The organism is Collinsella sp. AM23-17, assembly GCF_003470945.1.
Classification (GTDB): domain Bacteria; phylum Actinomycetota; class Coriobacteriia; order Coriobacteriales; family Coriobacteriaceae; genus Collinsella; species Collinsella aerofaciens_O.
Map to the genome: position 1 here is coordinate 78468 of NZ_QRHU01000005.1, position 20087 is coordinate 98554.

General features: G+C 60.5%; 15 protein-coding genes and 1 other RNA gene. 9 read left to right on the forward strand and 7 right to left on the reverse strand.

What is annotated here, in order from left to right; genetic code table 11:
• The gene (locus DW645_RS03070; protein WP_118226247.1) at window positions 1-435 is read right to left on the reverse strand and encodes a hypothetical protein; all 435 of its coding nucleotides are present in this window, start codon (window positions 433-435) and stop codon (window positions 1-3) included.
• Window positions 436-674: 239 nt separating this feature from the next.
• On the opposite strand from DW645_RS03070, the gene ssrA reads away from it, so the two are divergent.
• The 8 genes from ssrA (at window position 675) to DW645_RS03110 (ending at window position 10017) form a co-directional block, all read left to right on the forward strand.
• Window positions 675-1038, forward strand: a transfer-messenger RNA (tmRNA) gene (gene ssrA, locus DW645_RS03075).
• 585 nt (window positions 1039-1623) lie between these two features.
• Window positions 1624-2502 carry a patatin family protein gene (locus tag DW645_RS03080; protein ID WP_055251009.1) on the forward strand — a complete coding sequence of 293 codons (879 nt, stop codon included), beginning with the start codon at window positions 1624-1626 and terminating at the stop codon, window positions 2500-2502.
• 194 nt (window positions 2503-2696) lie between these two features.
• Window positions 2697-3140 carry a 50S ribosomal protein L13 gene (rplM, locus tag DW645_RS03085; protein ID WP_118226249.1) on the forward strand — a complete coding sequence of 148 codons (444 nt, stop codon included), beginning with the start codon at window positions 2697-2699 and terminating at the stop codon, window positions 3138-3140.
• Window positions 3141-3142: 2 nt separating this feature from the next.
• Window positions 3143-3538, forward strand: coding sequence for a 30S ribosomal protein S9 (rpsI, locus tag DW645_RS03090; RefSeq protein ID WP_022094634.1), 396 nt, complete (start codon window positions 3143-3145; stop codon window positions 3536-3538).
• Between the two features lie 123 nt (window positions 3539-3661).
• Window positions 3662-4999: a phosphoglucosamine mutase gene (gene glmM / locus DW645_RS03095; protein WP_089573173.1), complete on the forward strand. Its 1338-nt coding sequence runs from the start codon at window positions 3662-3664 to the stop codon at window positions 4997-4999.
• Window positions 5000-5070: 71 nt separating this feature from the next.
• Window positions 5071-5568, forward strand: a complete 498-nt coding sequence (locus DW645_RS03100; RefSeq protein ID WP_118226251.1) for a PTS glucose transporter subunit IIA — start codon at window positions 5071-5073, stop codon at window positions 5566-5568.
• Window positions 5569-5840: 272 nt separating this feature from the next.
• Window positions 5841-6569 carry a glucosamine-6-phosphate deaminase gene (nagB, locus tag DW645_RS03105; protein ID WP_055251013.1) on the forward strand — a complete coding sequence of 243 codons (729 nt, stop codon included), beginning with the start codon at window positions 5841-5843 and terminating at the stop codon, window positions 6567-6569.
• 448 nt (window positions 6570-7017) lie between these two features.
• On the forward strand, window positions 7018-10017 hold the full coding sequence (locus tag DW645_RS03110) for a BTAD domain-containing putative transcriptional regulator (RefSeq protein WP_118226253.1): 3000 nt from the start codon (window positions 7018-7020) through the stop codon (window positions 10015-10017).
• A 69-nt stretch (window positions 10018-10086) separates the two neighbouring features.
• On the opposite strand, the gene DW645_RS03115 is transcribed toward DW645_RS03110, so the two are convergent.
• The 6 genes from DW645_RS03115 to DW645_RS03140 all read right to left on the reverse strand — a co-directional run bounded on the left by DW645_RS03115 (window position 10087) and on the right by DW645_RS03140 (window position 17476).
• Window positions 10087-10386, reverse strand: a complete 300-nt coding sequence (locus DW645_RS03115; RefSeq protein WP_117786383.1) for a YhbY family RNA-binding protein — start codon at window positions 10384-10386, stop codon at window positions 10087-10089.
• A 182-nt stretch (window positions 10387-10568) separates the two neighbouring features.
• Window positions 10569-11456 (reverse strand): methyltransferase domain-containing protein, encoded by an 888-nt coding sequence (locus DW645_RS03120; RefSeq protein ID WP_233540702.1) that lies wholly within the window; start codon window positions 11454-11456, stop codon window positions 10569-10571.
• Between the two features lie 318 nt (window positions 11457-11774).
• Window positions 11775-13139: a PFL family protein gene (locus DW645_RS03125; RefSeq protein WP_035136908.1), complete on the reverse strand. Its 1365-nt coding sequence runs from the start codon at window positions 13137-13139 to the stop codon at window positions 11775-11777.
• A 108-nt stretch (window positions 13140-13247) separates the two neighbouring features.
• Window positions 13248-15806, reverse strand: a complete 2559-nt coding sequence (locus tag DW645_RS03130; RefSeq protein ID WP_199575546.1) for a homocysteine S-methyltransferase family protein — start codon at window positions 15804-15806, stop codon at window positions 13248-13250.
• A 9-nt stretch (window positions 15807-15815) separates the two neighbouring features.
• Window positions 15816-16604: a hypothetical protein gene (locus DW645_RS03135; RefSeq protein ID WP_117786382.1), complete on the reverse strand. Its 789-nt coding sequence runs from the start codon at window positions 16602-16604 to the stop codon at window positions 15816-15818.
• Complete coding sequence (locus DW645_RS03140; protein WP_117786381.1) at window positions 16604-17476, reverse strand: methylenetetrahydrofolate reductase; 873 nt, start codon at window positions 17474-17476, stop codon at window positions 16604-16606. The genes DW645_RS03135 and DW645_RS03140 overlap by 1 nt, the downstream gene beginning before the upstream one ends.
• Window positions 17477-17900: 424 nt before the next feature.
• Between DW645_RS03140 and DW645_RS03145 the strand changes: the two genes are divergently transcribed.
• On the forward strand, window positions 17901-19988 hold the full coding sequence (locus tag DW645_RS03145) for a glutamine synthetase III (RefSeq protein ID WP_117786380.1): 2088 nt from the start codon (window positions 17901-17903) through the stop codon (window positions 19986-19988).
• Window positions 19989-20087 lie beyond the last annotated feature (99 nt).

Genomic DNA, 20087 nt, shown 5'->3' on the forward strand with positions numbered 1-20087 from the left:
TTACAAAAGCTCGGCCTTAATGGCGGGACTTTCTGCGAGCTGCTCGGCTGCCTTTTCGTCGGAATCGTTTAGTGCTGCCAGGCTGCGGTAGACCCACTCGTTGACCTGGGTGTTCTTGACGCCTGCGGTCTGCATCAGGGCGTCTACCTCGCGGATTGCTGCGAGCAGATCGGCTTTGGGACCCGCGAGCTCGACCTCGATGCCGTGGTAGGCGGTCACGCCGCGGTTCTCGCTCACGTGGTCGATAAAGCCCTCGACGGTCTCAAGCTGCTGGGCGAGAGCCGCATCATCGTCAGCGTCCAGCGCGACGAGTGCGTTCGATACCGTGAGGGCGGGATGTCCGCAGGGGACAAAGCCTTCGATGACGTCCATAGCTTCGGTAATGGTCGAGCCCAGGCCTGCGAGGGCATTGACGAGTTGCTGTTTGGTATCCATAACGGTCCTTTCGACGGGTCAATTGTGCTTGGCGAAAATATACGTGACGCGTTCGGTAGCAAAAGTGCGAAGTGCGGCGCACATTGGGGTCTTCACAGCTCGTGCATAGAGCACTTGTCTGCCTTTAGAACGTGGTAAGATAGCTATCCACGAGCGGGGTTCACCTCGCGTGTTCCTTGAAAAGTCGACGGTTATCGGGTGTTTGCAGGCCCGATACCATCCAGACTTTCCCAACATTCGGGGGCGACTGGTTTCGACACGATAGCTCTGAGAGAGGAAGCAAGCCGAGGTCTCCTCGCCTCGTTAAACAGGGGTACCGTCAAATTGAATTGACAACAACTCTTCTTTTGAGCCTATGGCTCTCGCTGCTTAGTTTATAGCGGCGCGTCAACCCGGTGATTTCCCCGACACCGGCGCGACGTCATGTTAGGGGAATGCTCCCGCACACGTAATCGGTATGGCGCGGGCTAAGACCGAACCGGTTGGGATGCCGCGAGCGTGTCGCTGCGCGCAAAGCGTCCGAGACTAAACCAGCGACTGAGCTTGGAGATGCCAATCAGGGGGCTTTCGTGGACCGGAGTTCGATTCTCCGCGCCTCCACCAATAGTTACAAGCAGGTAGAGAAGTGTTTCTACCTGCTTTTTTATTACATATAGATACCGCGGAGGATCGAACTCTGCGCAGGGCGCGAGCGTTAAGCAAACGCGAAGCGTTTGTAGCGAGCGGGCGAGGACGCCGGCAGGCGGCCGAAGCCGGTGCGTATTTGCGAAGCAAATACGCGGATTCTCCGCGCAAAGCCTCAGCCCTATGCAGATGCGATGCCGATCGGACTGCAGCCTGCCATGCCCCGCATCAACGTCGCCCCAGGCGGAAAATCCATCCCAGAATTCCGGTTCAGACTGGGATGCGGTTTCCGGATGACGTTTCAAGCGGAAACTGCATCCCGGAATCGACGCTCGGAATGGGATTCATTTTCCGGAAGACGCCTCAAGCGGAAACTGCATCCCGGAATCCGCGCTCAGAACGGGACGCGCTTTCCCAACGGCGGTCCAAACGGAAAGTTCATCCCGGAATCCCGCCTCAAACTGGGACGCACTTTCCGCTTCACCTGCCGCCTCGAAAAACCTGCGCGCCCTCCATTCCAAAACTGGGTAGAAGAAAGCCAAAACGCAATCGCAGGAGGTCAATATGACTGCAGAAGATAAGGCAAAGAACGCCGGCAAGGTCGCGCTCGTCTTGGAGGGTGGCAGTTTTCGTGGGCAGTTTACCGCCGGCGTGCTCGACGTTCTCATGGAGGCCGGTGTCGAAATTCCGGCGGTATATGGCGTATCGGCCGGTGCGCTCAACGGCGTCAACTACAAGTCACACCAGATCGGTCGCGTCAATCGCATCAACCTGACCTTCTGCAATGACAACCGCTACATGGGTGCCGCATCCTTCGCATCCACGGGCTCCATCGTGGGTTACGACTTTATCTTCAACGATATCCAGGACCGCCTGGATCCCTTTGACAACGAGGCGTTCGACGCGAGCCCCATCGAGATGTACGCCGTCGCGACGGACATGCTGTTTGGAACCGCTGCCTACCTGCCGGTCAAAAGCGCCGTGCTCGACCTCGATGCTGTGCGCGCCTCCACCTCGCTGCCGCTGGTGACGCCGCCGGTCGAGATCGACGGGCACAAATACGTCGACGGCGGCGTGGCCGATTCGGTTCCTATCGAGCATGTGCTCGAGGAGGCGGGCTTCGACCGTGCGGTCGTCATCGTCACCCAGGACCGCTCGTACGAGAAAAAGCCCTACGAGTTTATGCCTGCCGCGCGCGCCCGCTATGCCGACTACCCCTACCTGCTCGAGGCTATCGAGACGCGCCACGACCGCTATAACCTCCAGCGCATGCACCTGTGGAAGTATGAGCGCGAGGGCCGCGCGCTGGTCATCGCTCCGCAAAAGCCGGTCGAGGTCGGCCATGTCGAGCACGATCCGGCAAAGCTTTTGGACCTGTATATCCAGGGCCGTCAGGAGGCAAAGCGCCTGCTCGCGGAAATCCAAGAGTTCGTTGAGCGCTAGCGACGGCGAACCCTCAAAAAATGACAACAGCTAAAGAGTTGGAAAAATCACGGCTCGTGGATGACATATGCAGAAACTCTGGTCGGAGCCAAAATACCTGTTGACTCGTACGGCGAGCGGGGTAATATGGACGGGTTACTTGCAGAGCCCCGTGAATCTCTGTAACAACACGTACTGTACATGGAGGAGTCTAAGTGATTTCGAAATCGACTCACTACGCCAAGCAGGGCGAGGTCCAGCGCAACTGGGTTCTCGTCGACGCCGATGGTGCTGTCCTGGGCCGTCTTGCCACCCAGATCGCAATGATCCTGCGCGGTAAGAACAAGCCCCAGTTCACGCCCAACAGCGACTGCGGCGACTTCGTTGTCGTCATCAACGCCGATAAGGTCCAGCTTACCGGTAACAAGGCCGACACGAAGACCTATTATCGCCACAGCGGCTACAACGGCGGCCTCAAGGCTGAGAGCTTCCGCCAGGCTATGGAGAAGCACCCGGAGAAGGTCATCGAGCGCGCCGTTCGCGGTATGCTGCCCAAGACCACCCTCGGCCGTGCCCAGATGACCAAGCTTAAGGTCTACGCTGGTGCCGAGCATCCGCATGTTGCCCAGAACCCCACGAAGATTGAGCTGGAGGCTTAAAGATGGCTGAGAACACCGTTGTCTACCAGGGTACCGGCCGTCGTAAGAACGCCGTCGCCCGCGTCCGTCTCGTCCCCGGCACCGGCAAGGTGACCATCAACAAGCGTGACGCCGAGCAGTATTTCGGCCGTCATCAGCTCGTTGAGAACGCCCTTGCTCCCTTCAAGGTGACCGACACCGCCGGTCAGTTCGACGTTATCGCTCTGTGCGATGGCGGCGGCATCTCCGGTCAGTCCGGCGCTCTGCGCCTGGGCATCGCTCGCGCTCTTCTGAACGCTGGCGACTACCGTGCTGACCTCAAGAAGGCCGGTTTCCTTACGCGCGATGCTCGCGTGGTTGAGCGCAAGAAGTACGGCCTCAAGAAGGCCCGCCGCGCTCCCCAGTTCTCCAAGCGCTAAGGTTTTATCTCCTTACGAGATACAATGTACAAGCGGGGCCTGCCGATTCCTCGGCGGGTCCCGCTTTTCTTTTTCGACTAGGGTGGGCGGTTGCATATCGCCTGCTAGGGAAGGAGCGATCCTATGCCCCAGAACATCTTCGGTACCGACGGCGTCCGTGGCGTCGCCAATGCCGACCTCTCGTGCGACCTCGCGTTTCGCCTGGGCCGCGCGGCGACCAAGTTCCTTGGTCCGGATATCTGCGTCGGCCGCGACACGCGTCTTTCGGGCACCATGCTCGAGAGCGCTCTGACCGCCGGCATTATGGCCGAGGGCGGCCGTCCGCACTGCTGCGGCGTTATCCCTACGCCGGCCGTGGCGCTGCTCACCGTCCAAAATGAGCTCGACGGTGGCATCGTCATCTCCGCTTCGCACAATCCGCCGGAGTTCAACGGCATCAAGTTCTTTAGCCGCAAGGGCATGAAGCTTCCCGATGCTGTCGAGGAAGAGATCAGCGCCTGGGTCATGTCCGAGGAGGCCATGGCTGCCGACACGCTGCCGACCGGCGCCGGTGTGGGTCACATCATCAAGATGAAAGACGCCCGCAAGGCCTATGTCGATCATGCCATCAGCACGCTCGACGGCCTTAAGCTCGATGGCCTGGTTGTTGCCGTCGACTGCGGCCACGGTGCTTCCTGCCAGACCACGCCCGCTGCGCTGCAGCGCCTGGGCGCCACGGTCCATGCCATCAACACCGATTACTGCGGCACCGACATTAACGTTGAGTGCGGCTCCACTCACCTTGAGCCCCTGCGCGAGCTCGTGCTGCGCACCCACGCCGATATCGGCTTGGCCCACGACGGCGACGCCGATCGCGTGCTGTTCGTGGACAGCGAGGGCAATGAGATCGACGGTGACTACATCCTGGCTATCTGCGGTTCCGACCTGGCCGCTCGCGGCAAGCTCGCCAACTCCGAGATCGTCTCGACCGTCATGTGCAACCTGGGCTTCTCCATCGCTATGAAGGAGCAGGGCTTCGAAATGGTTCAGACCGCCGTGGGCGATCGCTACGTTCTGGAGCGTATGCTCGCGGATGGCGCCGTCATCGGCGGCGAACAGTCCGGCCACATCATCTTCCTGGAGCACAACACCACCGGTGACGGCCTGGTGACGGCTCTTCAGCTGCTGGCCGTGCTCAAGCGCACCGGTCGTACCCTCACCGATCTTGCCGGCATCATGAAGAAGTACCCGCAGGTACTCGTCAACGTGCATTCCGACAACAAGGCTGGTCTGGACGATTGCCAGCCCATCTGGGATGCTGTCGCTGCTGCCGAGAAGGAACTTGACGGCCGCGGTCGCATTCTGGTGCGTCCGAGCGGTACCGAGCCGCTGGTCCGCGTTATGGCCGAGGCCGAGACGCACGAGCTGACCCAGCGCGTTGTTGACGACATCGTCGAGGTTGTCAAGCGCGAACTTCCCTAATGGTCAAAAACGAGTGCCAAGTGGTAAACTGTTAAGGCTATTTTGGTCGATTGGTATGTCCGAGGGGGAGCATGTTCACTAAAGTCCTAAGGTCTTTTGGTATGCGTGGTCGAGTCCTTACGCTGGATGCTCCCATCTCGGGCGACGTCATTCCGCTTTCCGAGGTAAACGACCAGACATTTACCACCGGCCTTTTGGGCCAGGGCGTGGCGATTCAGCCTACCGGCACGCGTGTGATTGCACCGGCTGATGCCAAGGTCGAGGCCATTTTTCCCACGGGACACGCTGTTGCGCTTAACACGGTCGATGGCTTGGACGTGCTCATCCACGTTGGTTTGGACACTGTTCAGCTTGAGGGCAAGCACTTTACCGTACATGCGCAAGTGGGCGACATCGTCCATAAGGGCGATGTGCTCATTGAGTTCGATCGCGAGGCAATTGCTGCCGAGGGCTACGATGTGACGGTTCCCATCTTGGTGTGCAACTCTGTTGAGTTCTCGAGCATCAAGGGCTCCGTTGGCGTGCATGTCGAAGAGATGGACCAGCTCATCGTTGCTCGCGAGCGCTAGCAAGTGCACGTGGCCATTAGCCTACAATTCAAACACGTTTACGGAGGGCGCCCTTGAAAGAGGACGCCTTCCGTGGCAAGATGGGATTTGTCCGAAGCTAAAAGGCTTCGGGTCACCGTGGACGGGCAGGGGCCTCGACGCGGCTAGACACGAGACACATACATTACGCGACCTCGCCCTGGTGGCCGCACACGTTGGTTGCGGCCGACGCGGGCCGCGGGCAAGTGCTTGTAAGGGGAGCCTTGCCTCTCTTGTACGAGAAAGGACGCGTAATGAAGATCATTAAAGCTAAAGACTACGAGGATATGAGCCGCAAGGCCGCCAATATCATCTCGGCGCAGGTTATCCTCAAGCCCGACTGTGTGCTGGGCCTTGCCACCGGCTCCACCCCGATCGGTGCCTACAAGCAGCTCGCTGCTTGGTACGAGAAGGGCGACGTCGACTTTGCCGAGGTCAGCACATACAACCTGGACGAGTATCGCGGCCTTTCGCACGACGATCCCCAGAGCTATCACTACTTTATGCGTGAGAACTTCTTCGATCACATCAACATCGACCTGAACAACACGCATGTGCCCGACGGTTCCAACCCCGACGCCGCCGCTGCCTGCTCTGAGTACGACAAGATCGTCGCCGCCGCCGGTTACCCGGATCTGCAGCTGCTCGGCATTGGCAACAACGGCCACATCGGCTTCAACGAGCCCGATGACCACTTCTCCAAGGGTACGCACTGCGTCGACCTCACCGAGAGCACCATTCAGGCCAACAGCCGCCTGTTCGACAGCATCGACGACGTTCCCCGTCAGGCCTACACCATGGGCACCCAGACCATCATGTATGCCCGCATGATCCTGGTCGTCGCCAACGGCGAGGCCAAGGCTCAGGCCGTGCATGACATGTGCTACGGTCCGGTTACGCCTGCGTGCCCGGCTTCGATCCTGCAGCTGCACACCAACTGCGTTGTCGTTGCCGACGAGGCCGCCCTTTCGCTCTGCGAGTAGCGCGAATCCTGCACCTCGACATAGCCTTGCCTAAGGCCTCCGCTTTGCGGGGGCCTTTTTGCTATCCCTTTCCGCCCGCTTGACCAAAATCTTGCCGCAAGCTTGACGAATGCCGGATGTCAAACAGCTTGATTCATTCCATACCAGATTCTATGCAAAAATGCCACTAAAAGGTCGTAGACGGTAGCGGGTGCTAGGCGAGTTGAATGACATGGCTGAACCTTGTTCATTTGCGTTACACTGCCGCTTGGATGGGACAAGCTGACAAGCTCATTTACCTGCTTAAAGACCGATTAGTCGGGGGATTAATAACAATCGGCCCTCGCTGTACAAAAACTTGCCGCTTGCGTACCAAAAGACAACCTCAAACACAAGGTCGCTCTATTCATAGCGCGGCTTGTATGGTCTTGCGGTTACAGTGTCCATACGGTCGAGTTGAGGAGCGGGCATGGTAAACGATTTGAGCAGTATAGACGACCTCGAGCTGATGCCGCTGGGCGGAGGCTATATGGTGCGACGCGAACGCTTGATGAATGAGCTTCTCGCCAAGGGCCGAAAGGCCGGCATCGTGGTTCTCTATGCGCCCGACGGGTTTGGGAAGACCTCGGTGCTGCTGCAGTACACCCATGAGGTTAAATGCGACCCGACGCGAGGCCCTGTGCGGATTATCGAGGCCGATCGCGCCACTGGGCGCGAGGTGTTTATGCAGCTCGAGGTGGTTACCGAAGAACTCAAAGACAAACCGCACTCCCTTATCGCGATTGATAATGTGCCAAACCTCGATCAGCACGATACCGAAGACCTCATCGACAGGATTCGCGGCCTGCGCGCTATGGGGGTAGGGGTCTTTATCTCCTGCCGTCCTTCAAATCGTCAACTGATTCATGGGCTGGGCGATTCGGTTAAGATCAATGCGCAGATGCTCAAGGTGCATGCCTATGAGTATTCGGCGTGGGCATCGGCGTTTTCGATCAGCACATCGCTCGACTTTTATCAGCTCACGCAGGGCGTGCCCGAGCTCGTTTCGGCATTGCAGACGGGTCTGTATAGCCAAGGCGACGTAGCCGGTCTGCTCGAAAACGAGATTGTCAACGTATATGGCGCGGCACTTGTCGATCTGGCTTCGCTCGACAATAATGCGCTGTTTTGCGTGGCATGTCTCATGATTTTGATGGGCGAGGGCAATATCGCAGAACTCGAGGCTTGCGGGGTGAGGCTGTCGATGGTCGACCAGTCCTACTTTGTACGCGACTACCCGATCTTTGGCTTGGACCCCGCCGAGCGGAGTTTTACGTGTCTGGGCACGGAGGATAACGGACGCTTGCGCTTGCGTAAGTTGGTGGCCGAGGTTCGCCCCGAACTTGTTCCGAGGGCGGCCCGGATTTTGCTTAAGGCGGGTAGATGCGATGCGGCGATGGGCCTGGCGGACGCCTTTTTGGACCGTGATGCGGTCCTTGAACTTGCTGGGCAGTATGGGGTCGATCTGGCTCTGACGGGGCACGGGGCCGATATCTGCCGAGCAGCGCTGGGCACGATCGATGCCGAGGATCCGGCTCCAGAGCCAACGCCTGCCGAGGCGCTTGGCGTATATCTGGCAGCGGTCAGCGTGTCCAATACAAAGCTCGCTCGCTATATGGCATCGGTCATCGAGCGCGGGGGCGAACGGGCGGCCTGCGAAATAGACCCTGTTTCATGGAGGGTGGCCCAGACACTGACGGCTGTTTGCTATGGGGACAACGGGCTTGGGCTTCCTACGAACCTGGCCGTGCCAGAAATCGAGACATCCCATACCGCACTCGATATGTTGTCCGCACATATCGAGGTCAAGCGCTGCCTGACCGAGCGGGGAGATGACGGCGGCGTTCTACAGCAGCTCAAAACGAGCAAGGCCTACGACTGTGAGCTCGACATCGCGGGGATTGTTATACGGGCCGATAGCATGCTGGTGGAGCTTTTTGACGGGTCGTTTGCGGGAACCGACGAGCGCGACGACGAGATGACGGTGGTGCGGGAGGCGCTCGACGTACGTGGGCTTAAGGCGATGGCTATCTGGGTGCGCATGGTGTTGGCGGCACGGCGGCTCCTTTCCGGCCTGCCGGTAACCGACGACGCGGCATTCAACGAGCTCGATCGTTTTGCCGTGCGCATGCGCGACAACCAGATTCAGCTGTTTGGCCTGTTGCTAGAAGGCTGGCAGTCGCTGGCAGAGGGACGGCCGGTTAATGCAAAGTTTCGTGCGGTCCAAGTGCTCAAACTTGCCGAGGAGTCGATTGCGTACATGCGCGATAACGCATTGCTGCTGGAGCGCGCGGCGTATCTGCGTAACACCTCGATGGTTTCGGTGCGCGAGGAAGCGGAGTTGCTCGATATAAGCCAGACGCAGGTTGGTGGAGCGGAGGCCTGGATGGTGGCGCTGCATTTGGCCTGTGCGGGCCGAGACAGCGATCTTGCGGCCTGGATGTCCATGAATCGTGCGGGGATTCTGGAGCCATCGTATCGGCTCTTTGCGCGCCTTGCCATGCATTGTCTGGGCGAGCCGGCGACCAGGATTCGCAAGAAGCTTCCCGTGCGCGAGTTATCGCGGTATTCGCTGCGCGACGATCTGGAAGGGGAGGGCGAGCGCCTGTTCCAGGCCGGCGAGGTTGAAGCCGTTGATACCATCGACCATATCGAGATTCGCATGTTTGGTGCGTTTCGCGCCGAGCGCGATGGGTTTCCCATCACGGACAAAATGTGGCGGCGCAAGAAGGCGGCGACACTTGCCGAGCGGCTTGCGCTGGGCATGGATGCGCTCGTCGATCGTGAGACGCTGGCCATGGAGCTGTGGCCCCATGCCGAGTTCAATAGCGCCCGCAACAACCTGTACTCGACTATATCGCGCTTGCGGTCGGCTTTGGGACCGACGCCGGATGGCAAGTCGTGTGTGCTCATCCAAAATGAATGCATCGGACTCAACGGCGACTACGTCAAGACCGATGTACGGCTGTTTGACCAGATAAGCCGCGAGGTTTTGGGAAATCGCACGGGTGCGCGCGGGCCCCATTTAGTTGAACTGTGCCTTAAGATTGAGCAGCTTTATGCCGGACCGCTGTATGTTCCCAATGGCTGTAACCCCACCTACTTTTTGCGTATGCGACGCATTATGCAGTCAAAGTACATCGATTGCATGATTAAGGGAGCAAATGCCGCTCTAGAAGAAAACGATCTGCAGTCGGCGATTTGGCTGGCGGAGTCGGGGCTTCGGCAGGAAACAGCGCGTGAGGATATGGTGCGCTGCGCCATGCGCGTCTACAGTGCGGCGGGGCGGCGGCGCGATATCGTCGAGCTGTACAGCGGGCATATGCACCATCTAAGGGAGCAGGTCAATGGCGTGCCCGAGCCCGAGACGCGGCGTCTGTACGAGCGCTTGGTAGAGGGCAGGCTTAACCGCGTGCTCGTCGAGCGATAAAAAATGAGCGCCCGAATTGCTCGGACGCTCGCAAGCTTGATGTATGTTGGCTCGCCGGATCGTCGGCTCTTAGACGAGCTTAATCTTCTCGATGTCCTTGCGCGAGGACTCGCGATACAGCGAGAACTTGCGGCCGATGACCTGGACGACCTCGGCGTGGCAGCGATCGGCGAGATCTTCGGCGGCCTCGCGGGCAGAAAGGCTGGAACCATCGAGTACGGAGCACTTAACGAGCTCGTGCTTCTCCAGGTAGGCGACCGTCTGCTCGACGGTGCCCTCGTTGATGTCGGACTTGCCGATGATGATGGCGGGGTTGAGGTGATGGGCCATGCTGCGAAGCTGCTTGACCTGGGCTCCTGTCAGTGCCATGGGTTCTCGCTTTCTATGTTATGGGGCGCCCCGCGATGGGGCCTTAATCTACGTGAGCTGTCCCACGATAGCGCAGGAACGGCGCGGTGTGGGGCGTGTTTGCCCAGTTCAAAAAGAATGCGGATGCCGAGCGGGAGAACGGCGCGGGTTACAGGCGGACGTGTACGACGGCCGAAAGCGGTCTATGGACGGCTCGAAGAGACCGGCTCCCATGCAATAAACGCCCAACGGACCTTGCGGATATGGTCGAGCATATAGCGTCCCTGCGGCACTCCTTTGGACCCCGGCTCGCCAGCACGGGGATTCTCAATCATATGCTGAGCGACGTAGTCGCGCAGACGGTCGATCTTATCCTCGTTACCGTGCTCGAGCATGCGGGAGAAGTCCGCCACGCCCGCCTCAAGGCTATCGAAAGTATCGCGACGGGGCGATTCGAAGTATGTAACCTGCGGCAGCGCCCCCATCTGAATGAGGATATTAAAGGCATACACAAAGCCATTACTGCAGGTAACCGAGGCACCGATGGCGTTCATCAGGTGCAGGTCATAGCGCGGGCTGGAGTTGGCGACCATCGTGACAGCACAACGCCGACGAGCCGTTCGATCAAGCTTGGCAAGCGCGCCTTTTAGGTTGGTCGTGGTGACAGAACGACTGGCAAAGGCAACATCTACCGCTTTCGCGACCGGTCCAACCAAATCCCAGTCATCATCCCAAGCAAGTTCAAGCGGTGTAATGCGATCCTCGAGTCCATAGTACTCAATGCCAGCATCAAGCGTGCCCAACATAGCAGGGGAAAAGTCAGCAGCAATCACAGGATGCCCAGCCTGAGCAAGCGGAATGGCAATCGACCCAGCCCCACACCCCATATCAAGCACCGACTCGCCAGGCTTTAACGCCAACAGCTTTATAAAATCCCAGGCATACGGAGCAGTCTCAAGCGGCCGAAAATGCCGAGCCCGCTTATCCCACTCAAAAGAATCATCAGCCCGCCGCCGACCAGCCTGCAGGCGCATCCATTCGCCATTCCAATCAGCAGAAAGAAGCTCAGAGCGAATCAAATCATCAGCCACGGGCCATCCCCCTCACAACAAAAAAGCGACTCCTCCCAAAAGAAGAGCCGCAACCAGCATATATCAGAAAGAACCGATCCAACGCCAAACCGCCGTATCAACCATGTGGTGCAGGAGCGAAGCAACTGCAACATGGGACAGAACTCAGCCAAGGTTGAGATGTGCGGGAACCCCGGGAAGGGCAAATATATAAGGTCGATCGCGAGTTCCGCACGAGCCGGAGAGCACTTAATGTGCTCTCCGTGCGAGTCAGGACTGTCCGAGCAGGCGACCTTATATATTTGCCCTTCCCGGGGTTCCTCGCCTCGTATCCCTGGGCTAGTTCTTGAGCGAGTTCAGCGGTGCCGGGAAGCGTCCACCACGGTGGGCAAGCACGGTGCCGGCGTTGGGGTTCACCGGCATGATGGGCGCACGGCCGAACAGGCCGCCGTACTCGACGCAGTCGCCCACGCCCTTGCCGATGGCGGGAATCACGCGGACGGCCGTGGTCTTGTTGTTGATGACGCCGATAGCCATCTCGTCGGCGATGATGCCGGCGATGGTCTCGACCGGGGTGTCGCCGGGGATGGCGATCATGTCCAGGCCAACGGAGCACACGCAGGTCATGGCCTCGAGCTTCTCGAGCGAAAGTGCACCGGCCTCGACGGCGGCGATCATGCCGGCGTCCTCGGATACGGGGATAAAGGCGCCGGAGAGACCGCCCACGCTGGAGCTGGCCATGACGCCGCCCTTCTTGACGGCATCGTTGAGCATGGCGAGCGCGCAGGTCGTGCCCGGGCCACCACAGGTGCCCACGCCGATGATCTCGAGGATGCGTGCGACGGAGTCGCCGATGGCAGGCGTGGGAGCCAGCGACAGGTCGACAATGCCCTTCTCGACACCCAGGCGATGGGCGGCCTCGCGGCTCATGAGCTCACCGGCACGGGTGATCTTAAAGGCGGTCTGCTTAATCTTCTCGGCGACTTCCATCATCGATGCGGAATCGGGCAGCGTCTCCAGGGCTGCGGCCATAACGCCGGGGCCCGAGACGCCTACGTTGATGACGGCGTCGGCCTCGCCACCGCCGTGGACGGCGCCCGCCATAAACGGGGAGTCCTCGACCATGTTGGCAAAGCAGACAAACTTGGAAGCGCCGACGGAATCCTGGTCGGCCGTGAGTTTAGCGGCATCGATGATGGTCTGGGCGGCCATAAGCACGGCGTCCATGTTGATGCCGGCGCGCAGGCTAGCGACGTTGACACTGGAGCAGACTCGGCTCGTGGTAGCGAGCGCCTGGGGGATGGACTGGATGACGCGGCGATCGGCGTCGCCGATGCCCTTCTGGACGAGTGCGGAGAAGCCACCCAGGTAATCGATGCCGAGCGTCTCTGCCGCGCGGTCGAGGGCATGCGCGATGGGGGTGAGGTCCTCATCCTTGCAGCACGCGGCGATCTGCGCCACCGGGGTGACGGAGACGCGCTTGTTGACGATGGGGATACCGTACTCGCGCTCGAGGTTCTCGGCGGTCTCGACCAGATGCTCAGCCGTGTGCGTCACGTGGTCGTAGATCTTCGTGCACATGCGGTCGAGGTTCTCGTCACCGCAACCCATGAGCGAAACACCCATGGTGATGGTCCTGATGTCGAGGTTCTGCTCCTCAACCATGCCGCGGGTTTCCGCGATTTCTGCGGGCGTGATCGCCATCCTTGCGCTCCTATCTGCCAAAACGAGCATAGTCTTTTCTATTCTAACGTGCCGCACGTGCCAAGTGGCGAGTGCGGCACGTTTTGGTGCTTGGTTGTTTCCGTTGTGTTACTGCCCAAAGACCTCTTCGGCGATACGAGCGCTCTCGGCGGCGTCCTTGGCGTAGTAGTCCGCGCCGATCTGCTTGGCGTATTCGGGGGTGAGTACGGCGCCGCCTACGATGATCTTGACGCCCGGCACCTCGGCATGAAGCAGCTTGATGGTCTCTTCCATGGCCACGACGGTGGTAGTCATAAGCGCCGAGAGGCCGACGAGCTTGATGTCACGCTCCCGTACGGTCTTGAGCACCTCTTGCGGATCGACGTCGCGGCCAAGGTCAAAGACGGTGTAGCCGTAGTTATCGAGCAGCATCTTGACGATGTTCTTACCGATGTCGTGGATATCGCCCTTGACGGTGGCCACGCAGATCTTGCCCTTGTCGGCAATCTCGTCGGCGGGCATCAGGCGCTTGATGGTGTCAAAACCCATGCGTGCCGCCTCTGCCGATGCCATAAGCTGCGGCAAGAAGAACTTTCCCTGGTCAAAGAGGACGCCGACCTCGTCGAGGGCGGGGATAAAGTGGTTATTGATGAGGTCCATGGCGTCGTGGTCGGCCAGCAGGCGCTCGGTCTCGGCCGCGATCTCGCCCTTGCGGCCCGAGACGACCATGCGACGGATGGGGTCGTCGTTGCCGTCGGTGCCGGAGGCGCCGGCAGCGGGCGCGGCGTCGCTCGAGGCGGCCTGGGCGGCTGCCGGGTTTGCGGCGATCTTATAGGGATCGGTCCAGCCGGCGTAGCGCTCGATGTATCCGGTCGAGCCCTCGTCCTCAACGCTCAGCACGCGATAGCTGTAGACGGTGTCCATAAAGCGCTTGGAACCCGGGTTCATGATGGGGGCGTCCAGGCCCGCGCCGAAGGCGGCGGCCAAAAAGACCGAGCCCAGCAGCGGGCGGGCGGGCAAGCCAAAGCTGATATTCGACACGCCAAGCGCGCATTTGACGCCCAGATGCTCCTTGCACAGGGACATGGCGCGCAGGATCTGTTCGGCTTGGCGTTGATTGGTCGAGGCGGTCATGACCAGGCAGTCGATGAGGATGCGGTCCGGGCCGATGCCGTAGCGGGCGGCCTCGGCCACGATGCGCTCGGCGATGGCGAAGCGAGCCTCGGCGGTATCGGGGATGCCGCCTTCGTCGAGCGTGAGGCCGACGACGTTGGTTCCATAGTGGGCGACCAGCGGAAAGATCTCATCCATGATCTGCTGCTTGCCGTTGACCGAGTTGATGATGGGCTTGCCGGCGTAGCGGCGTACGGCGGCCTCGACAGCGGCGGGATCGGTGGAGTCGATCTGCAGCGGCAGGAGCGTGGAGCCCTGGAGCTGCTCGGTGGCCTGCTGGATAATCTTGACCTCGTCGATCTCGGGCAGGCCCACGTTAACGTCCAGGATATCGGCGCCCTGTTCTTGCTGGCTGATGCCCTGACTTACGACGTAGTCCAGATCGCCGTCGCGCAGGGCCTGCTGCAGGCGCTTTTTGCCGGTGGGATTGATGCGCTCGCCGATGACGGCGATCTTGTGGCCGTCGCAGGGAAGGTCCACGACCGTCTGGGCGCTTGTGACCGACATGCTGGGCTTGCGGTGGCGCGGGCTGGGCGTGTGGTTGACGATGAGGGTGCGAAGTGCCGCCATGTGCGTCGGCGTGGTGCCGCAGCAGCCGCCCACGACGCTCACGCCGTCCTCAATCATGCCGGCGACGGCCTCGGCGTATTCGGGTGCCTGGATATCAAAGACGGTATTGCCGTCATCGTCCACGCGGGGCAGTCCCGCATTGGCCTGCACCATAACGGGCTTGTCCGTAACGGTGAGCATACGCGCGGCGAGTTCTCGGAGCTCGGCCGGGCCCTGGCTGCAGTTGATGCCCAGGACATCGGCGCCGATGGCATCGAGCGTGATGGCGGCAACCTCGGGACTCGTGCCCAGGAAGGTGCGACCGTCTTCCTCAAAGGTCATGGTGGCAAAGACGGGCAGGTCGGAGTTCTCGCGGCAGGCGAGGACGGCCGCCTTGATCTCGGCAAGGTCGGTCATGGTCTCTATAATAAAGAGGTCCACACCCGCGGCGACGCCGGCGCGCACTTCCTCGGCAAAGAGGTCATAGGCCTCGTCGAAGCTGAGGGTACCCAAGGGGCGAAGCAGCGCGCCGATGGGGCCGATATCGCCGGCGACGTAGTGGGCGCCGGCCGCGCGGGCGCAGGTGACTGCCGCGGCAAAGACGTCTGCCACGGTGGCGGCGCCGTCGAGCTTGTGGGCGTTGGCGCCAAAGGTGTTGGCGGTGATCACGTCACAGCCAGCCTCGACGTACTGACGCTGAATATCGGTGATGACCTGGGGCTCCTCAAAGTTGAGCAGTTCGGGCAGGGCGCCGGCCTTCATGCCGGCCGCCTGCAGCATGGTGCCCATGCCGCCGTCGAACAGCAGGTGTCCCGTGCCCTCGATGGCGGCGCGCAGGCGGTCATCCTTAATGCGAAGGTCGTCGATCGTGCGCGTCTTGTATGCATCGCCGCTGCGGCGGGCAGCATCAACGGGTGCCGCCAGCGCGGCACCGTCCAGATCATGAGTGATAAGCGGAGTAAACATCGGGGGCTCCTAATGGCTGGAATAGCAGGTGGTGTGGGCGGCGCGGAAGCGGCAGTGCTCGCGCATGCGGCAGATATTGCAGGTGGGGCGGCTCTGGGCGTCGTGGACTTCGCCGTCAAACAGGCCGATCACCGCGGTCACGCTCTTGGTGGGCATGAGCAGGCTGGTGGGGGTGACGGTAAGTCCAATGAGGCGCGTGGCGTTGAGTGCAGCCACGATCGAGCGCTGGGCCGAGAGCGGACAGTCGCCATAGCCGGGACTGAAGCGCCAGTTACCGGCGAGTCCGTGTGCAGCGGCCGCAGCCTTGACTTGCTGGTCCATCTGCTCGACGGCGGCCTCCACGTAGGCGGAGCATGCGGCGTCGAGCACGGCTCCCTCTAGGGGCTGCTGAGCTCCCGTGGTGCGCAGACGGCGTTCGGCGTCCATGCCGAGGGTGCATGCCATGAGTGCGGCAAAGCGGGCGTCTTTGAGGTGGCGATAGATATCGCGACCGCGCAGTTCAACGTTGGTGCCGACTAAGCGAATGCAGGGCTCGCCCTGTTCATCGACGCCCGTGGCATCGATGGCAAATATGCGGCGCACGCCACGGGGCTCAATGTCCAGCTCCAGACGCTCAACGACAAGCTCAATACGCTGCGCTAGCTCGGGCTCAATCTGCTGGCCGCCGTAGCCCAGATACCGCAGCATCTCGGCACGGTCGACACGAGGATGGTGGGCAGCGTCGATACGGTAAAGCGCCGGCGACGCAAGGTCGGCCGGCACTTTAACAACGGTTGTATCGATGTGCGGTTTTTCCATTACCCCAGACGCTCCATAATGGTCGCGGCGATTGCAGGACGGTTCATAGTGTACAGGTGCAGACCGTCGGCGCCGTGCTCCTTGAGGTCGCAAAGCTGGCGGGCGGCATAATCTACACCGGCTGCCTGCAGGCTCTCGGGGTCGTTCTCGTATTTGGCGAGGATCTTGATGACGGGGGAGGGCAGCGACGCGCCGCACATAAAGACCATGCGGCTGATCTGCGACTTGCCCATAAACGGCATGATGCCCGCGGTAATAGGCACGGTGATGCCGGCCTTGTCGGCAAGCTCGCGGAAGCGATAGAAGCACTCGTTATCAAAGAAGAGCTGCGTCACAAAGAAGCTCGCGCCGGCGTCTTGCTTTTGCTTGAGGTGCTCGACCGAGAGGTTGAGATCCTCGCAGGCAATGTGGCCCTCGGGGTAGGCTGCGGCGCCCACGCAAAAGCCGGCGTCGACGAGCTCGGGGATGAGGTCACGGGCGTAGGCGTAGTCGGAGGCGGGCTTGTCGTCCTCGGTCGCGCCAGCGGGCAGGTCGCCGCGCAGGGCCAGGATGTTTTCAACGCCGGCCGAGCGATACTCGTCAATCTTGGCGGCGATATCGGCATGTGTGCGGCCAACGCAGGTGAGGTGCGCTACCGAGGGCGTATCGAATTCGCTCGTAATCATATGTGCGATGGGGGCGGTGGTGGCACCGTTACCCGAGCCGCCAGCGGAACAAGTGACCGAGACAAAGCTCGGTGAAAGCTTGCACAGGTTGCCTGCCACCTCGCGAGCCGTATCGAGGGTAAGCTCACCCTTGGGCGGGAACATCTCAAACGAAACGGACGTGGTGCCCTGGGATGCTGCCTGCTTAAAAACCTCGTCGACGCGCATATCGTGCTCCTTTAGATGCCTGGGTGCGATGTGTTGTAAGGATTCTACAGCACCGCTGTGCCACGGTGGAGTTTTACTCGCGATTTAGGGATACCAATCAAAGATGCCTTGCTATCGGCATTGCCTATAGCAGAGCGGTCAATGTAGGAAAGGGCTATATTGAATGGTATCTGATGCGAAATACCAGTTAAGAAAGCCCTGTCCCAAATTGACTGCCCTTAAATCATGGGGAGAGGTCTGCAATTTATACAGTTGATTGGCCATTAAGGGCGGCAGTGCCGCTGTGATGCGGTAACCTCATTGATTGGTTTCGCGACAGCAACATAACGGTAATGTCGCGGAAACACGGCGAGTCTAAGCTATGACTCGTTCGTTAGTAATCAACACCGCATCTCACGCGGTGCCGATACGAAGGGAGTTCCGTATGGCCGATCTTACTGACCGCTTCGGGACCATGGTGTTCTCTGAGGAAGTCATGAAGGACTACCTCCCCAAGGACATTTGGAAGCGCCTTGCTGCAACCCTCGAGGACGGTGAGCCGCTCGACCTGGATGTGGCCAACGCCGTTGCCCACGCCATGAAGGTCTGGGCCATCTCCAAGGGCGCCACGCACTACGCGCACTGGTTCCAGCCGCTTTCGGGCATTACTTCCGAGAAGCACGACAGCTTCCTCGAGCCCAACCACGACGGCACCGCCATTACCAAGTTTACGGGCAAGAACCTCATCCAGGGCGAGCCCGATGCCTCCAGCTTCCCCAACGGCGGTCTGCGTGCCACCTTCGAGGCCCGTGGCTACACCGCCTGGGATCCCACCAGCCCTGCTTTTATCAAGGACGACGTCCTGTGCATCCCCACGGCTTTCTGCTCCTACACGGGCGAGGCCCTGGACAAGAAGACCCCGCTGCTGCGCTCCATGACCGCGCTCTCGCGTGAGTCCAAGCGTGTACTGGCACTCTTTGGCAAGACCCCCAAGAAGGTCGTTCCTTCCGTGGGTGACGAGCAGGAGTACTTCCTGATCAAGAAGGATGCCTACCGCAAGCGCAAGGACCTGGTCATCACCGGCCGCACGCTCTTTGGCGCCGCTCCCTGCAAGGGCCAGGAGCTCGAGGAGCACTACTTTGGCGCAATCCGCCCCACCGTCTCGTCCTATATGAAGGACCTGGACAACGAGCTGTGGGCGCTCGGCATCCCCGCCAAGACTAAGCACAACGAGGTTGCCCCCTGCCAGCATGAGCTCGCCCCCGTCTATGGCGAGGTCAACGAGGCCATCGACCAGAACCTGGTCATGATGGAGAAGATGAAGCTCATCGCCTCCCGCCACGATCTGGTCTGCCTGCTGCATGAGAAGCCGTTCGAGGGCATCAACGGTTCGGGCAAGCACAACAACTGGTCGCTCGGCACCGAGTCCGAGAACCTGCTCGATCCGGGCGACACCCCGCTCGACAACCTGCAGTTCATCGTCTTCCTCACCGCGGTGATCGAGGCCGTCGACAACTATCAGGAGCTCCTGCGCGCTTCCGTCGCTTCGGCCGGCAATGACCACCGTCTGGGCGCCAACGAGGCTCCTCCGGCGATTATGTCCATCTTCCTGGGTGACCAGCTTACCGAGGTCGTCGAGAAGATCATCGACGGCAAGGCTTCCGTCCACGCCACGCGCGGCGTGCTCGACCTGGGCGCCGACACCCTGCCCAAGCTGATGCAGGACAACACCGACCGCAACCGCACCTCCCCGTTCGCTTTCACCGGCAACAAGTTTGAGTTCCGTGCCTGCGGCTCCGAGCAGAACGTCTCCGACTCCAACCTGGTGCTCGATGCTGCCGTGGCCAAGTCGCTCAAGTCCTTTGCCGATGCACTTGAGGGCACGCCCGAGGACAAATTCCAGGACGCTGCGCTCGAGTACTGCAAGAAGGTCCTGACCGATCACCAGCGCATCCTGTTCTCCGGCGACGGCTACTCCGACGAGTGGCCCGTCGAGGCCGAGAAGCGCGGCCTTGCCAACAACAAGACCACGGCCGACGCACTGCCTGCCTTTGTTTCCGATAAGGCCATCGCGCTCTTTGAGGAGACGGGCGTTCTGACCCGCGCCGAGGCCCAGTGCCGCTACGACTGCAAGCTCGAGAAGTACAACAAGCTCATGAACATCGAGGCTACCACGATGATTCGCGAGGCACGTCGTACCTATCGCCCGGTCATCACCGCCTATGCCACCAAGGTCGCTAAGGGCCTGGAGACAATCCGCGCCGCCGGTGCCGACGCTGCCATGCAGTGCGAGCAGAACACGCTCAACAAGCTCTGCAACGGCATCACCGCCATCAACGATTCCATCAAGGCTCTCGACGCCGTGCACCAGAAGGCCGAGACCCTCGATGGCCAGGAGCAGGCCAACGTGTACGCGCACGAGGTTGTTCCCGCTATGGATACGCTGCGCGCCGCCGTGGATGCCATGGAGGAGATCGTGGCAGCCGACTACTGGCCGGTCCCGACTTACGACGACATCCTGTTCTATGTGTAGAACGTAACTGACATATCGTCACGGTATTGAGCCGGGGTCCGCATCGCGCGGGCCCCGGTTTTTGTTTGCGAAGGACGCTTTGAAGCCCGTTTTACCGCC

What these genes read in the sequence shown, in the direction of transcription:
- DW645_RS03130 (WP_199575546.1), bottom strand. Translation starts at nt 15,806, where the DNA reads ATGTTTACTCCGCTTATCACTCATGATCTGGACGGTGCCGCGCTGGCG.
- DW645_RS03070 (WP_118226247.1), bottom strand. Translation starts at nt 435, where the DNA reads ATGGATACCAAACAGCAACTCGTCAATGCCCTCGCAGGCCTGGGCTCG.
- DW645_RS03125 (WP_035136908.1), bottom strand. Translation starts at nt 13,139, where the DNA reads ATGGCGATCACGCCCGCAGAAATCGCGGAAACCCGCGGCATGGTTGAG.
- DW645_RS03140 (WP_117786381.1), bottom strand. Translation starts at nt 17,476, where the DNA reads ATGCGCGTCGACGAGGTTTTTAAGCAGGCAGCATCCCAGGGCACCACG.
- glmM (WP_089573173.1), top strand. Translation starts at nt 3,662, where the DNA reads ATGCCCCAGAACATCTTCGGTACCGACGGCGTCCGTGGCGTCGCCAAT.
- DW645_RS03135 (WP_117786382.1), bottom strand. Translation starts at nt 16,604, where the DNA reads ATGGAAAAACCGCACATCGATACAACCGTTGTTAAAGTGCCGGCCGAC.
- DW645_RS03145 (WP_117786380.1), top strand. Translation starts at nt 17,901, where the DNA reads ATGGCCGATCTTACTGACCGCTTCGGGACCATGGTGTTCTCTGAGGAA.
- rpsI (WP_022094634.1), top strand. Translation starts at nt 3,143, where the DNA reads ATGGCTGAGAACACCGTTGTCTACCAGGGTACCGGCCGTCGTAAGAAC.
- DW645_RS03115 (WP_117786383.1), bottom strand. Translation starts at nt 10,386, where the DNA reads ATGGCACTGACAGGAGCCCAGGTCAAGCAGCTTCGCAGCATGGCCCAT.
- DW645_RS03100 (WP_118226251.1), top strand. Translation starts at nt 5,071, where the DNA reads ATGTTCACTAAAGTCCTAAGGTCTTTTGGTATGCGTGGTCGAGTCCTT.
- DW645_RS03110 (WP_118226253.1), top strand. Translation starts at nt 7,018, where the DNA reads ATGGTAAACGATTTGAGCAGTATAGACGACCTCGAGCTGATGCCGCTG.
- DW645_RS03080 (WP_055251009.1), top strand. Translation starts at nt 1,624, where the DNA reads ATGACTGCAGAAGATAAGGCAAAGAACGCCGGCAAGGTCGCGCTCGTC.
- nagB (WP_055251013.1), top strand. Translation starts at nt 5,841, where the DNA reads ATGAAGATCATTAAAGCTAAAGACTACGAGGATATGAGCCGCAAGGCC.